Raw genomic sequence first — 14,940 nt, forward strand, 5'->3', positions numbered from 1 at the left:
TGAGAGTCGAGGGCGTGGAACGACAGGAGAAAGGTCCGCGCTGAGTGCGTGCCCGGGGCGCTGCCGCCTTTGAGGCCGTTCGTTGCGTTCGAGCCCTGATGTCGAACCTCGCGCTAGCCTGGGACTGAATCGCCGTGATGGGTGAGGGGGAGCGGCGTGACGATGACCTGGCAGCCGGCGGCTGTCCTGACCCGGTTGCTCATCGCCACCGTGCTGGTCTGCCTGACGCCCATGGCCGCGCAGGCGGCCGGTGCCGACGACGAGGAGGAGCGCCTGTTCACCTTCAAGGACAGGCGCATCACCGAGTCCAGCGGCCTGGCCCTCTCGCCAGGGCACGAGGGCGTCTACTACACCCACAACGACAGCTCGGCCGCCCCCGAGTTCTTCGCGGTCGGTGAGGACGGCAGGACGAGGGCGCGGTTCACGGTGCGGGGCGCGCAGGCTCGTGACTGGGAGGCGATGGCGGCCTCGACCGATCCCGAGACCGGTCGCGGGGTGTTGTGGTTCGCCGACATCGGCGACAACCTCGACGGCGCCTGGCCTGACGTGTCGGTGTACCGGGTGATGGAGCCGGCCGTTCTGAAGGACGCGGTGGTGCCGGCGACCCGGTTCCGTTTCCGTTACGAGGACGGCGGGCGCAACGCCGAGGGGATCATGGTCAACCCGAGGACCGGGCGGCTGTATGTGGTGTCGAAGGAGTTCTCCGGCGGGGTGTACGCCGCGCCCAGGCGGTTGCGGGCCGACCGGCCGAACGTGTTGCGGCGGGTGGCGAGCGCGCCGCTGATGGCGACGGACGCCGCCTACGCTCCCGATGGCAACAGTTACGTGGTGCGGACCTACTTCTCCGCCACGATCTTCGACACCGAGGGAGAGAGGATCACCCAGGTGTCGATGCCGCAGCTTGAGCAGGCCGAGTCGATCGCGTTCACGCGTGACGGCAAGGGGCTGCTGACGGGGACCGAGGGGCCGTCGAGTCCGGTGTACAGGGTGCCGGTGCCCGAGCGGGCGCTGCCGGAGCCGTCGGCGAGTGCGCCGGCGCCGGTGGAGACGCAGCCCGCGCAGGCGGCGGCCGAAGCGCCGGTACAGCGGGCCAGCCTGTCGATCGGCGGTGTGCTGACCTGGGTGGCCGCGGCGATGGGGGCGATCGGGGTCATCGTCTTCCTGGCACGACGCACCCGATAAGGTCGCCGCATATGCGTCGGGTGCTCGCGCTGGCGTGAGTACCCGCTGAAGTGCTTAGGTCGAATTGAGCACGAATCCTCAAGCGTCCTGCAATGATCGTGCGACATGCTCGCACCATGTCACCGGTTTGTCCCGATTGTGGTGCGGTTCTTCCCGCCGCCGCCCCCGCCTGCCCCCGCTGCGCGCTGACCCTGACGGGGCCCGTGGCGGCCGAGTTGTGGCAGGTGGACACGGAGCTGTCCAGGCTGCGTGCCAGGCAGGAGGTGCTCGGCAGGCGCAGGGTGGAGCTGATCGGCCTGCTCAGGCAGCAGCAGCCGCTCCGGATGCCGGAGCCCGTGCGCACGGTGCCGCCGCCCGCGCCGCGTCCCGAGGTGTCGCGGCGCACGGCCCAGAACACCCTGCTCATCCTGGGCGGCCTGCTGATGGCCGTGGCCGCGATCGTCTTCACCGTGGTCAGCTGGGGCTTCCTGGGCCTGGCGGGCCGCAGCGCGATCATGGCCGCGCTGACGGCGATCACGCTCGCCGTGCCGCTGCTGCTGCTCAAGCGCGGGCTCAACGCGACGGCCGAGACGATCGGCGTGCTGGGTGTGGCCCTGCTGCTGCTCGACGGGTACGCGGCCAGGCGGGTGGGACTGCTGCCCGGGATGGCCGGCGACGATTACGCGGCGCTGCTGATCGGCCTGGTGGCGCTGGCTGCGGCCGGTTACGCGCGGGTAGCCAGGCTGAAGGCGCCCCTGCCGATCGCGATCGTGCTGGCGCAGATCCCCTTGCCGCTGGCGGCGATCAGCCCGTCGCAGGAACTGCTGAGCGGCGCCTTCGCGGTGACGGCCGCCGTCGACGTGGTGATCTGGTTCTTCGCCGGAGGCCGGGAGCGTGCCTGGAAGGGCGCGGTCGAGATCGTGACCGCGATCTGCCTGGGCCTGTCCTGGACGGTGGCGTGGCTGGGCGCGCTGCAGTCGCTCGGCTCGGCGACCGTGGCCGATGCTCTGCCGTACGCGCTGGCCTACATGTTGCTGGCCGCGGTCGCCCTGTTCGCCGCGCACGCCACCAAGGCGGGCCAGGTGGCGATCCCGCTGGCAGCGGCGGCGGGCGTGCTCGCCATGGGCGTCCTGCCGCGTACGGCGCTGCCGGGCGGCTGGCAGGTGCTGCCGTTCGAGGTCGCGGCGCTGGCGGTCGTCCTGGCGGCGATCAGGCTCCGTCCCGGGTTGCGGCGCGCCGGGATGATCTCGGGTGCGGTGCTGGCGGGTATCGCGGTCCTGCCGCTGGCCGAGCCGGTGATGAAGGCCCTGTTCGTCCCGGCCTCCCATGTCGTCACGGGCGGGTGGTCCACCGTCCCCGCGGCTCGCCCGGCCGTCGTGGCGTTCCTCCTGCTCGCGGTGGCGTCGTGGGCGCTGACGCGGCGCCGCCCCGAGGCGTGGTGGGGGGTGGCGGGCGCGGGCCTGACGGCTGGGTTGCTGGCGGCGCCGGCGTTCGCCCCGAGCCTGCCGATCGGCCTGCCGCAGGGCTTCGTCCTGAGCCTGGTGTTCCTGGTCGGCGTGCCGCTGGCACTCGCGGTGGTCTGCACCATGCTGGCCAGGACGAGGCCGGAGTTCGCCTTCGCCGCCGGTGTCTGCGCCGTGGAGGCGGTGATGTGGGCGCAGGCCAGGGAGTGGTTCACCTACGCGTGCCTGGCGTTGCTGCTTGCCCTGTGGGCGCCGCTCTATCGCCGCACGCCCGCGCTGGTCGGCGCGGCCCTCGCCGGCGGCGGGCTGGCGTGGGCGCTGGTGGGCCATGCCGGGATGCTGATGGTGGAGTCGTGTGCTGCCGGGCTGGCCGTCGCGTCGCTCCTCGCGCTCCTGGGTGAGTACGGCGGTAGCCGGAAGACCAGGGTGTCGCCCGCCCAGATCCTGGCCGGGGTATCCGCGCTCGTGGCGGTCGACGTCGTCGTGGAGGCGGTCACCTCCCCCCTCCAGTACGTGATCTTCCCCTGGAGCGGCTGGAACGCGGCCGTGACGACGCGGCCGCTGGTGCTGGGCGCGCTGCTGCTGGCCGGAGCGGTCGCCGTGGCCGCCATGAAGGTGCGGGGCGCGCCCGGCGCCTGGATGCAGGCCGCCGGGGTGGTCGCGGGAGCCATCGTGGTCGCGGCGATCCCCGTGACTCTCGCCCTGCCGTACTGGGCGCAGCTGGTGGTGCTGGTCGCCGGGACGTTCGCGGCGGGTGCCGCCGCCATGCGGCCCGGTCCGCGTCCAGCGGGGGCGGGCGTGGTCCTCGCGGCGGCGGCGATCGGCCTGGGTTCGATCGCGGTGCTCACGTCGCTGGCCGAGCGCGACGCCACGCTGGCCGTGCTGCCGCTGCTGGCGGTCCTGGCCGCGGTCGCCGCCTACGTCGGACGGGCCAAGCAGCTGTCGGTCACCCTGGCGGCCGGGCTGGCGGCTGCCGAGGTGTTCGCGGTGGCCGAGGCGGCGGGCCTGCGCACCGCGAGCCTGGTGGGCGCCGGGGTGGGCGTGGTCACGATCGCCGCAGGCTTCGCCGTGCGCAACCGGGCGATCGGCTACCTCGGCACGGCCTTCCTGCTGTCGGCCTCGTGGATGCGGTTGTGGGCGGACGGCGTGGACGTGGTCGAGGCCTATACGCTGCCCTTCTCGGTGGTGCTGCTGGGCATCGGCTGGTGGCATGCCCGCGAGGTGTCGTCGTGGCGCGCCTATGGCGCCGGCCTGCTGTTCACCTTCCTGCCGTCGCTGCTGGCCGAGCCCACGCCGATCCGGTCGCTGATGCTCGGCGCGGCCGCGCTGGCGGTGGTGGTGTCGGGGGCGCGCATGCGGCTGCAGGCGCCGGTCGTGCTCGGGTCGCTGACCCTGGGCGTCGTCGCGGTGCGCGAGCTGTCGCCGTGGCTGGCCGAGTTGATGGTCGTGGTGCCGAAGTGGATCCCGATCGCCGTGGGCGGGCTGCTGCTGATCGTGGTCGGCGCGACCTACGAGGCACGCAAGCGTGACGTAGTCAGGCTCAGGACCGCTGTCGCAGGGTTGCGGTGAAGCCTTCGCCGCGCAGCGCCCGCTCGACCACCTCGATCGAGCGGGCGAGCCTGACCAGGCGGGGGCCCTCCTCGCGGTAGACGTCGAGCACAGCGTCGATCGCGTGGGGCGGCAGGTGGCCCTTGAGCTCCACCTGCGCGCCGCGGTATCCGGCGCGCGCGGCCGTCACCGCGGCGTTGACGTGGTGGATCGCCATGCGCGCCAGCGCCAGCGGGTGGCGGCGCAGCACGTCGTAGGCCCGGTAGTCGGGCGGGACGGCGTCGAGCAACCAGTTCACCGCCGAGGTCTCCCAGTCGGGCACGCTGGGCGGCCTGACCTCCTGCGGCCATTCGGGCGGCACGTACATGGAACCATCGTACTCATGTTCGATTCCGTGACGAGTCTAGCAAGCGCTAGGTTTCAGCCATGAGAGTCCTGGTGACGGGTGGAACGGGCTTCGTCGGGTCGCACGCGGTGTCCGCCCTGAGGGAGGCGGGTCACGAGTGCGTCCTGCTGGCGAGGAGCCCGGAGCGGGCTCGGAGGATCGCCCCGGAGGTGCTGCAGGGAGACATCCGCGACGCCGATGCCGTACGGCGGGCGCTGGACACCTGTGACGCGGTGCTGCACGCGGCGGCCGACATGGGCGTGACCGGGCGCGGCGCCGACCTGCACGGCGCCAACGTGCTCGGGCTGGAGAACGTCCTGGGCCAGGCGGTGGAGCTCGGCCTGGACCCGGTCGTGCACGTCTCGACCGTGGCGGTGTTCGTCCCGCCGTCGAGCTCGACGATCACCGTGGACAGCCCGCTGGCCAGCCCGCGCAACGACTACGGTCGCTCGAAGGTCGCGGGGGAGTCCTACGCGCGCGGCCTGGGCGGGGTCACGATCGTCTACCCGGGCGGGGTCGCCGGTCCTGGGCAGCCCACGCTCGACGCGCTCAACGAGGGCATCAGGGCGGGCGTGCGGCAGGGCTGGCCGATCGTGCCGGGCGGCGTGTGCGTGATCGACGTGCGGGACCTGGCGACGGCACTGGCGGAGGGCTTCGGGGCGGGGGGCTTCGCGACGGGCAATCCGCGGCGGCTGATGTTCGCCGGAAATTTCGTGACCTGGCCGGAGATGGCGCTTTTATGCGAGCAGGCACTCGGCAGGAAGGTGAGAAGGTACAGGGTGCCAGGAGGCCTCCTGAGAGCGATGGGCAGCGGGCTGGACCAGGTGAAGAAGGCCGTCCCCATCGAATACCCCCTCACCCGCGACGCCGCCGACCTCATGCTCACGATGGTCCCGGCCGACAACCACGAAGGCCTGAAGCTGCGCCCCGTCCTCGACACCATTTCGGACACACTTCGCTGGCTGGCCGCCGAGGGTCACCTGAAAGCACACGAAGTCGGCAGACTGGCCCCGTGACGGAGAGGATCGCAGTCGTCGGCGCGGGGATCGTCGGCCTCGCGGTGGCCAGGGAACTGGCGCGCACCCGGGGCGCCGTGGTGACCGTGCTGGAGCAGGAGAATCAGGTCGGCGCCCACCAGACCGGCCACAACAGCGGAGTGGTGCACGCCGGCATCTACTACACGCCGGGCTCGCTGAAGGCGCGGCTGTGCCGCGAGGGGGTGGCGTTGCTGCGGGCCTACTGCCAGGAGCACCGCCTGCCGTACGAAGAGGTCGGCAAGCTGGTCGTCGCCTCGACGACGGCCGAGCGGGCGGGGCTGCGCGCCCTGGCCGGGCGGGCCAGGGCCAACGGCGTGCCGGGGCTGGCCGAGCTCGACGCGCTGGCGCTGCGCGAGGTCGAGCCGCACGCCGTCGGCGTCGCCGCGCTGCACTCGCCGCACACCGCGATCTGCGACTTCCCCGCCGTCGCGCGCAGCCTGGCGCGCGAGGTGGCCGAGCTGGGCGGTTCCGTGCGGCTGTCGCACCCCGTGCGGGCGATCCGCGAGCGGGCGGGCAAGGTCGAGCTCATCGCCGCCATGCGCCGCTTCACCTTCGACCGCCTGGTGGTCTGCGCCGGCCTGGGCACCGACCGGGTGGCGGCCATGGCCGGGCATCAGGGCGACGTGCGGATCGTGCCCTTCAAGGGCGAGTACTACTCCCTCGGAGAAGGCGCCAGATCCCTGGTCAGAGGGCTGATCTACCCGGTTCCCGACCCGCGTTACCCGTTCCTGGGCGTGCACCTGACCCGGCACATCGACGGCGAGGTGCTGGTCGGCCCGAACGCCGTCATGGACCTGCGCGCGCTGCGATGGCCGGGCACCTGGCGGCTGGCCGGGCAACACTGGCGCACCGGCGTCAGGGAACTGTACGGCTCGCTGGTCAAGGGAGCCTTCGTCCGCGCGGCCCAGCGCTACGTGCCCGCGCTGACCGCCGCCGACCTGCGCGAGGCCGAAGGAGGCGTGCGCGCTCAGGCGGTCGCGCGCGACGGCCGGATGGTCGACGATTTCGTCGTCGATGTCCACGGGCCGATCGTTCTGGTGAGAAACGCTCCTTCTCCAGCGGCTACGTCTAGCCTGGCAATCGCCAAACATATTGCGGGGATTGTTCCAGCACTCTCAGGTTGACGGCATGCTGGTAGGCGATGGAAGCGCGACTGCTGGTCGTCGAAGACGACCTGAACATTCTCGAATTGCTCTCCGCGAGCCTGAAGTTCGCGGGGTTCGACGTCTCGACGGCCAAGAACGGCGTGGACGCGGTCAACGCCGTGCAGCGCCACCGGCCCGACCTCGTCGTGCTCGACGTCATGCTGCCCGACATGGATGGCTTCGAGGTGGTGCGCCGTCTGCGCAGCATCGGATCGGCGACCCCAGTGGTCTATCTCACCGCGCGTGACGCGCTCGAGGACAAGATCCACGGGCTGACCATCGGCGGCGACGACTACGTCACCAAGCCCTTCAGCCTGGAGGAGACGGTCGCTCGTATCCGCGCGGTGCTCCGCCGTACGAGCGGGGACCACGGCGGCCCGCCGCCCAGGATCACCTTCGCCGACATCGAGCTCGACGAGGAGAGCCACGAGGTCTGGCGCGGCGGCCGGCCGGTGTCGCTGTCGCCGACGGAGTTCAAGCTGCTGCGCTACTTCATGGCCAACGCCGGGCGGGTGCTGTCCAAGCCGCAGATCCTCGACCACGTCTGGGACTACGACTTCCGCGGCGAGGTGGGCATCGTGGAGTCCTACGTGTCGGTGCTCCGCCGCAAGATCGACAACCGCAATCCCCGGCTCATCCACACCCTGCGGGGCGTGGGTTACGTCCTGCGCACCCCGCCGGACTCCTGATGCGCGCGCTGCCCCTGCGGATCAAGCTGACCGCGCTCACGCTGGCCCTGCTGTCGGTGGGGCTGGTCTTCATCGGCGTGGCCAGCGTCTCGATGCTGCACGGGTATTTGATCGAGCGCGTGGACCTGCAGGTCGACCAGGTCATGCACAAGGCCCATCTGAAGATCGACAAGTTCGATCCGAAGCTGAATTTAATGGCCGAGGACGTCGTCGTCCAGCTCGTCCGCCCCGACGGCACACGCGAGTCGATGGTGAAGGAGCTTCGCGACGTCGACGCGCAGCCCCCGCCCGGCCTGCCGCCGGCCATGGGGGAGAACATGACCGTCCACGCCGTCCAGGGCAGAGGCGAGTGGCGGGCCAAGCTCATGCCCGCCGGCGAGTCGCAGCTGCTGGTCGCGGTGGACCTGCGTGAGGTCTCCGACATCACCCGCCAGCTGGTGATCATCGAGTTGCTCGGCGGCAGCGTCATCCTCGCCGTGCTGGCCGTCGTCGGCGTCGCGACCCTGCGCCGCAGCATGCGCTCTCTGCACGAGATCGAGCGCACCGCCGAGGCCATCGCCGCAGGAGACCTGGGCAGGCGCGTGCCGGACAGCGACCCGCGCACCGAGGTCGGACGCCTCTCGATGGCCTTCAACAGCATGCTGGCCCAGATCGAGTCGGCCTTCCAGGCCCGCTCGGAGTCGGAGAAGGCCGCCAGGCGCTCGGAGGACCGCATGCGGCGCTTCGTCGCCGACGCCTCCCACGAACTGCGCACCCCGCTCACCTCGATCCGCGGCTTCGCCGAGTTCGCCAGGCAGAACCCGGACGCCGACTCGGCCGCGATGCTCAAGCGCATCGAGGAGGCCGCGGCCCGCATGGGCCTGCTCGTCGACGACCTGCTCCTGCTGGCCCGCGTCGACCAGCACCGGCCGCTGCGCAAGAGTCCCGTCGACATGCTCGCCCTGGCCGCCGACGCCGTCCACGACGGCCGCATCCTGGCGCCGGAGCGCGACATCCGCCTCGACGTGGTCGGCGGCGCCGCTCTCATCGTCTCGGGCGACGAGGTACGGCTGCGCCAGGTCGTCGGCAACCTCATGTCCAACGCCCTGGTGCACACCCCCGAGGCCACCCCCGTCACGGTGCGCGTCGGCCTGACCGGCGAGCGGGTCTTCCTGGAGGTCGCCGACAAGGGGCCGGGGCTCACCCCGGAGCAGGCCGAGCGGGTCTTCGAGCGCTTCTACCGCGCCGACTCCGCCCGCTCGCGCCGCACGGGCGAGGACCGCGGCAGCGGCCTGGGCCTGGCCATCGTCGACGCCCTCGTCGAGGCGCACGGAGGCACCGTCGGCGTCAGCAGCCGCGTCGGCTCCGGCACCACCTTCCGCGTCGAACTCCCACTCGCCTTGGAGTGAGGCTTCAGCTTTCCCTCAGGTGACTTTGGCACCCTGCTGGAATGACTGAGGCGCTCATCCTCGTGGTCGACGACGAGCCGAGCATCCGTGACCTGCTGTCGGCCAGCCTTCGCTACTCCGGCTTCGACGTGGTCACCGCCGCCGACGGGTACGAGGCCATCGAGGTCGCCGAACGCATGCAGCCCGACCTGGTCGTCCTCGACGTCATGCTGCCCGACCTCGACGGCTTCGAGGTGGCCAAGCGCCTGTCGAACCCGGTGGTCTTCCTCACCGCCCGCGACGGCACCGAGGACAAGCTGCTCGGGCTCGGCATCGGGGACGACTACGTCACCAAGCCCTTCAGCCTGGAGGAGGTCCAGGCCCGCATCCGCGCCGTGCTCCGCCGTACCAGGGGGGAGCTGGTGCCCGGCCAGCGGTTGCAGGTCGCCGACCTCGTGATCGACGAGGACGCGCACGAGGTGTGGCGGGCCGGCCGTCCGGTACGGCTGTCGCCGACGGAGTACAAGCTGCTGCACTACTTCATGACCAACGCCGGGCGGGTGGTGTCGAAGGCGCAGATCCTCGACCACGTCTGGAACTACGACTTCGGCGGCGACGCCGGCGTCGTCGAGTCGTACGTGTCATACCTGCGCCGCAAGGTCGACGACGTGGAACCCCGATTGATCCACACTTTGCGCAGCGTCGGTTACGTGCTGAGGGAGCCGCCAGCGTAGTTTTGGGGGTATGGATCTGCTCGGTGCGTTGCAGGAGCTGCGCGGCCGCCTCGACCGCGAGTTGTTCCCGCTGGAGCTCGGCGACACGGCGACCTCGCGGTCCCTGTCACGCGAGCTGACCGGGCAGCTCGACGACTACCTGCTGCCGCGGCTGCGCGCGATCGACGCGCCGCTGCTGGCCGTCGTCGGCGGATCCACAGGGGCGGGCAAGTCGACGCTCGTCAACTCCCTGGTGGGCGACGACGTCTGCGAGCCGGGCGTGCTCCGGCCCACCACCCTCTCGCCCACCCTGGTCGTCAGCGCCTCCGACGAGGCCTGGTTCATGGCCCAGAACGTGCTGCCCGGCCTGCCGCGCAGCACCGGACGCTCCGAACCCGGCACCCTGCGCGTCACGGTCGCCTCCGCGCTCGCGCCCGGGCTCGCCCTGCTCGACGCGCCCGACATCGACTCCGTGGTCACCGCCAACCGCGAACTGGCCGCGCAACTGCTCGCCGCGGCCGACCTGTGGTTGTTCGTCACGACCGCCGCACGCTACGCCGACGAGGTGCCGTGGAGCTTCCTCCGTACGGCACGCGAACGATCCACCGCCCTCGCCGTCGTCCTCGACCGGGTGCCGTCCGAGGCGATCGAAGCCGTCTCCGCCGACCTGCGCCGCCTCCTGGAAGACAACGGCCTGGCCGGAACACCCCTGTTCACGGTGCCGGAAGCCGCCCTGCCCACCGAGAAGGCCAGGCTGCCGCGCGAGTCCGTCGAGCCGATCGTCGCCTGGCTCACCGGCCTGGCCGCCGACGCCGCGGAACGTGCGCGGATCGTCCGCCAGACCCTCTCCGGCGCGCTCGACAGCCTGTCGACCAGGGTGCCCGCGCTCGCCGACGCCGTCGAGCGGCAGCAGGACGGTTTCGAAGGGCTGCGCTCCATCGTCTCCGGCGCCTACGGGGGCGGCATGTCGGCCTTCGACGAAGGCCTGCGCGACGGCTCACTGCTGCGCGGCGAGGTGATGGCCCGCTGGCAGGACTTCATCGGCACCGGCGACCTCATGCGCTCCCTGGAGTCGAGGGTCGGATGGTTGCGCGACCGCATCGTCGGCGCCTTCACCGGCAGGCCCGCCGCCTCCGCCAAGCTGCGCGTCGCCCTGGAAAGCGGCGTCGTCACCCTCATCAGGGGCAGCGCCGACCAGGCCGCCGAGCGGGCGATCGAAGGCTGGTCGGCCGCACCCGGCGGGCCCGCCCTGCTCGACTCCGTCGGCGCCGTCGCCGCCTCCCGCCTCGGCCGCGCCTCACCCGACGTCGGCGAGCGCGCCGAGGCGCTCGTACGAGGGTGGCAGGACTACGTGCTGGAGCTCGTGCGCGAGGAGGGCGCCTCGCGGCGCACCACAGCCAGGGTCGCGTCGTTCGGCGTCAACGGGGCGGGGCTGCTGCTCATGCTGGCCGTCTTCGCCTCGACAGGGGGCCTGACCGGGATCGAGGTGGGGATCGCGGGCGGGACCAGCGTGTTGTCGCAGAAGCTGCTGGAGGCGGTCTTCGGCGACCAGGCCGTGCGCACGCTGACGGCCAAGGCTCGTGAGGACCTCAGGGAACGGGTGAGGGCACTGCTCGACATGGAGGCGGCTCGCTACTACGCGCTGGTTGACGGGCTGGAGCCACCGCCAGGGGTGGCGCCGGCGCTGCGGGAGGCCGCCCGCGCCGTGCGCGACCACCGGGCCGAACTACCGCCAGGCGCCTCCGCCGTCACCGCCGAGCTGCCGCGTCCGGAGGAGGAGCGATGAAACTCCTGCGGCGCAAGGACGGCCCCTCGCTCGACGACCGGCTGACCGCACTGGCGCAGGCCGCCGGCCTCGCCGACGGGCGGCTGCCCGCGACGGCCGTCTCCGGCGCGCTCGCCGTGACCGACCGGGCCGGCGTACGGCGCAGCCTGTCGGTCGACCACACCGTGGCTGCCCTCGCGGGAGCCACAGGAAGCGGCAAATCGTCGCTGTTCAACGTGCTCTCCGGCACCGAACTCGCCCAGGTCGGCGTCCGCCGCCCCACCACCTCCTCCGCCCAGGCCGCGCTGTGGGACGGGCAGGGATCCGGGCCGCTGCTCGACTGGCTGGCCGTACCCACCCGCCACGAGGTCACCGGCGACGGGCTCGACGGGCTCATCCTGCTCGACCTGCCCGACCACGACTCGATCGAGCTGTCGCACCGGATGGAGGTGGACCGGCTCGTCGAGCTGGTCGACCTGCTGGTGTGGGTGGTGGATCCGCAGAAGTACGCCGACGCCGCTGTGCACTCGCGCTACCTGCGGCCGCTGGCGCGGCACCGCGACGTGATGGTGGTGGTGCTCAACCAGGTCGACCGGCTTCCGCCTGACGCGGTCGAACGGTGCCTGGCCGACCTGCGGCGCCTGCTCGCCGACGACGGGCTGGAGGGGGTGCCGGTGCTCGGCGTCTCGGCCCGCACCGGGGCCGGGCTCGGCGAGCTCCGCACCTTGCTCGCCGACCGTACGGGGCGGCGTCGCGCCTGGTCGGAGCGCCTGGCCGCCGACACGGTCACCGCGGCCGACGCCCTCGCCGCCTCCGCCCACACCCTCGCCCCGGTGACGTCCCCCGGGCAGGCGAGGGGCGGAGGCGCCATCGAGAGGGGTGCCGCCCAGGAGGCCCGCGCCGGGGCGAGCTCTTCGCCGCTGCCCCTGCCCCCGGGCGCCGGTGCGGCGAGCAGTCGGGCGGTGGAGACCGGCGCGAAGCGGATGGCGGTGGGCGACAAGCGCACGGCCGGGCTCGACAAGCGGCTCACCCGTGCCCTGTCCGAGGCCGCCGGGGTGCCGCTCGTCGTCAACGCCGTGGCCAAGGCGCACACGCACCGGGCCATCGCCGCCACCGGCTGGCCCGTCACGCGGTGGTTGCGCCGCTTCCGTCCCGATCCGCTTCGGCGGTTGCGGGTCGAGGGTCCCGGCCGCAGCTCGATCCCGGCCGCCACCGCCGTACAGACCGCGCAGGTCGACACCGCGATCCGCGACGTCGCGGGCCAGGCGGGCGAGGGACTGCCCGCGGCCTGGGCCGCGGCCGTACGGCGGGCCGCGGCGGCCAGGTCGGGCGAGTTGCCCGCCGCCCTCGACAAGGTGGTGGGCAGGACCTCCGTCGAGGCCGCGCGCCGACCCCGCTGGTGGAAGGCGGTGGGCCTGCTGCAGTGGCTGATCTTCGCGACCATGGTGGCGGGCGCGGTGTGGCTGGGCGTGCTGTTCGCCATGGGCTACCTGCAGCTGCCCGAGCCGCCCACGCCGACCGTGGGCGAGTTGCCCTGGCCGACGGTCCTGCTGCTCGGCGGCGCCGTCGCGGGGCTGCTGGTCGCCCTGCTGTCGCGGCTGGCCGCCTGGCTCGGCGGGAGACGGCGCGCGAGCCGGGCGGCCAGGTCGCTGCAGGCCGCGGTCGGTGAGGTGTCCGCGGCCTACGTGCTCGAACCTGTCGCGGAGGAGCTGGCGCGCTTCGGCGCCTTCGAGGAGGCCCTGAAGACGGCCCGCGGCTAGGGGCAGGTGTGGGCGAACGTCACGGGCTCGGTCACCTTGGCGTACGGCCGGTCGATCTCCAGGTACCAGGAGCCGGACTCGCTCCGGTACGACTTCCAGCGGTATTCGATCGTCGTGTAGGCGCCATGGTCGGGTGTCAGCCGCTGCCACGGCTCGGCGCTCCAGCGGCCTGCGGTGGCGTCGCTGGAGCGCAGCCACCGGTAGCGGGTCGGGGCCGCCCGGTTGGTGTGGAATCGCGCCGACAGCGTGTACTCCACGGGCTTGCGACCGCAGTCGGGCCAGCCGCCGCCGGTCTTCGTCGCGCGGACGGAGGCGATGGTGGAGTTCCAGCAGTCGTGCACGAAGTCGACCGTCGCCGAGTCCTTGGCGGCGGCCGGTTCCACGATGTGCAGCCGGTAGCCGTTGCTCGACGAGCCGGGTTCGGCGACGACGGAGACGGTGGCCGCGCCGTTGACGCTCACCTCGTGGGTCTTGTCGTCGAGAACCTTGCCGTCGCGGGTGCGCCACTGGTAGCGGACCGTACGGCCACGGGCGGCGATCTCGGCGCTCATCCGGATCCGCTTGCCGGCGTCGGTGGTGCAGTCGCCCTCGTAGTTCTGCGGGGAGATCGCCATCCCGGTGGCGACGGCGTCGTAGCAGGTGACCTGCCTGGTCATGGACGAGCGTGGCCGGTTGTGGTCGAGGACCTGGAGTTCGACGGTGACGTCGGTGGTCCGGTCGACGCTCAGGGGGCCGACGGTGGCGGTACGCCTGCCGGGTTCGCCGAAGGCGGCGGTCTGGGCGGGGCGCGCCTCGCCGTTGACGAGCCAGCGGTAGGTGACGGTGGCGGCCCGGTCCGAGACGAGGTCGGCGTAGGCGGTGATGCCGCCGACCGGGCAGAGGTTGGCGTCGCCGCCGGGTGTCCACAAGCTTGTGGACACCTGGATCACGGCACCGGGCGTGGGGGATGACGTGGGCGTCGGTGACGTGGTGGGTGACGTGGTGGGTGACGTGGTGGGTGACGTGGTGGGTGACGTGGTGGGCGACGCCGTCGGGCTCGCTGAGGGTGTCGGGCTGCCGGAAGGTGTCGGCGTGGGCGTCGGGGATGGTGTGTGCGTGGGGCCGCAGGTCACCGCGTAGCCGGCGCGGCGGGAATCCTGCCCGGAGCCCACGATGTCGATGGCCTTCCAGCCGCTCCGCGACGTTTCCACCGTCATCGGGAGCGTGACGGTGCGCACCCGTGGCCCTCCTGACGGGAAGTCCAGGTAGCGCACGCCGCTCTCGCCGTACGAGCTGTCGACCCACCGGTAGGCGACCCGCGCGGGAGTGCGGGAGACCTGGAGGGTGCCGGTGAAGGTCAGCGTGACCGGGCAGGCCGTGCCGCCGTGGCTCACCTGGACGTCGGCCGAGGCCACGACGGGACCGGCGGTGTCGGCGGGCAGCGGGTTGGCGGTGGTGTACACGACGGGCGCTCCCTCGCACGCCACGGTGAAGCGTGCCTTGGCCGACAGGCCCTTGCGCCCGGCGATCTGGACGGCCTGCCAGCCAGAGGTGGAGCTCTCGAACGTGCGCCGGTCTCTGACCACGGCCTTGCCCGAGGCTCCCGGACGCACGGTCCTGAGGGCACTCCTGCTCCCGTCCTCCCGCACCCAGCGGTAACGTACGGTGCCGCGCGCGGCGACGGTCGCCGAGAAGCCCACGGTGACGGGGCAGGCGCCGGCGTAGCGGGCGGGGGTGGCCCTGACCTTCGCCACGGCGGGTTGGGCGGGCGCGGCCGACGCCGGGGGCGGGGCGGCCAGCAGCCCGCCGAGGAGCATGGCGCTCAGCAGCAACGCTGTCCTCTTCACGGGGTGTTCCTTCTGGTAGGCGATGATCGGGACACCCACGATCGGGGCAGCGGGTCCCGGGTCACCAGGGCACGCTGACCC

At 72.4% G+C, this 14,940-nt stretch carries 11 protein-coding genes; 9 read left to right on the forward strand and 2 right to left on the reverse strand.

Features of this window, described 5'->3' with window-relative positions; all coding sequences use genetic code 11:
• Positions 1-162: 162 nt before the first annotated feature.
• Both HNR30_RS33070 and HNR30_RS33075 read left to right on the forward strand, forming a co-directional pair.
• Complete coding sequence (locus tag HNR30_RS33070; RefSeq protein ID WP_246379926.1) at positions 163-1,182, forward strand: YjiK family protein; 1,020 nt, start codon at positions 163-165, stop codon at positions 1,180-1,182.
• Between the two features lie 116 nt (positions 1,183-1,298).
• Entirely contained in the window at positions 1,299-4,193 is a 2,895-nt protein-coding gene (locus tag HNR30_RS33075) for an SCO7613 C-terminal domain-containing membrane protein (protein ID WP_181614043.1), read from the forward strand.
• On the opposite strand, the gene HNR30_RS33080 is transcribed toward HNR30_RS33075, so the two are convergent.
• A complete protein-coding gene (locus tag HNR30_RS33080) occupies positions 4,165-4,539 on the reverse strand; it encodes a hypothetical protein (protein ID WP_181614044.1) in 375 nt (124 codons plus the stop codon). The two genes, HNR30_RS33075 and HNR30_RS33080, sit on opposite strands and share 29 nt — an antisense overlap.
• A 59-nt stretch (positions 4,540-4,598) precedes the next feature.
• Here HNR30_RS33080 and HNR30_RS33085 point away from each other — a divergent pair, with 59 nt between their 5' ends.
• From HNR30_RS33085 to HNR30_RS33115, 7 genes are read left to right on the forward strand one after another with little or no spacing between them, the layout of a single operon-like run.
• A complete protein-coding gene (locus HNR30_RS33085) occupies positions 4,599-5,573 on the forward strand; it encodes an NAD-dependent epimerase/dehydratase family protein (protein ID WP_181614045.1) in 975 nt (324 codons plus the stop codon).
• Positions 5,570-6,718, forward strand: coding sequence for an L-2-hydroxyglutarate dehydrogenase (lhgD, locus tag HNR30_RS33090; RefSeq protein ID WP_181614046.1), 1,149 nt, complete (start codon positions 5,570-5,572; stop codon positions 6,716-6,718). Before HNR30_RS33085 ends, lhgD begins: the two co-directional genes overlap by 4 nt.
• Positions 6,719-6,735: 17 nt before the next feature.
• The gene (locus tag HNR30_RS33095) at positions 6,736-7,428 is read left to right on the forward strand and encodes a response regulator transcription factor (protein ID WP_181614047.1); all 693 of its coding nucleotides are present in this window, start codon (positions 6,736-6,738) and stop codon (positions 7,426-7,428) included.
• Positions 7,428-8,816, forward strand: coding sequence for a sensor histidine kinase (locus HNR30_RS33100; protein ID WP_181614048.1), 1,389 nt, complete (start codon positions 7,428-7,430; stop codon positions 8,814-8,816). Before HNR30_RS33095 ends, HNR30_RS33100 begins: the two co-directional genes overlap by 1 nt.
• A 41-nt stretch (positions 8,817-8,857) precedes the next feature.
• Positions 8,858-9,529, forward strand: a complete 672-nt coding sequence (locus tag HNR30_RS33105) for a response regulator transcription factor (protein ID WP_181614049.1) — start codon at positions 8,858-8,860, stop codon at positions 9,527-9,529.
• 10 nt (positions 9,530-9,539) lie between these two features.
• Positions 9,540-11,294, forward strand: a complete 1,755-nt coding sequence (locus HNR30_RS33110) for an ABC transporter (RefSeq protein ID WP_181614050.1) — start codon at positions 9,540-9,542, stop codon at positions 11,292-11,294.
• On the forward strand, positions 11,291-13,033 hold the full coding sequence (locus HNR30_RS33115; RefSeq protein ID WP_181614051.1) for a GTPase: 1,743 nt from the start codon (positions 11,291-11,293) through the stop codon (positions 13,031-13,033). The genes HNR30_RS33110 and HNR30_RS33115 overlap by 4 nt, the downstream gene beginning before the upstream one ends.
• On the opposite strand, the gene HNR30_RS33120 is transcribed toward HNR30_RS33115, so the two are convergent.
• Positions 13,030-14,859: a hypothetical protein gene (locus tag HNR30_RS33120; protein WP_181614052.1), complete on the reverse strand. Its 1,830-nt coding sequence runs from the start codon at positions 14,857-14,859 to the stop codon at positions 13,030-13,032. The genes HNR30_RS33115 and HNR30_RS33120 overlap by 4 nt on opposite strands.
• Positions 14,860-14,940 lie beyond the last annotated feature (81 nt).

The sequence above is a fragment of the Nonomuraea soli genome, from assembly GCF_013761175.1.
In the GTDB taxonomy this organism is placed as follows: domain Bacteria; phylum Actinomycetota; class Actinomycetes; order Streptosporangiales; family Streptosporangiaceae; genus Nonomuraea; species Nonomuraea soli.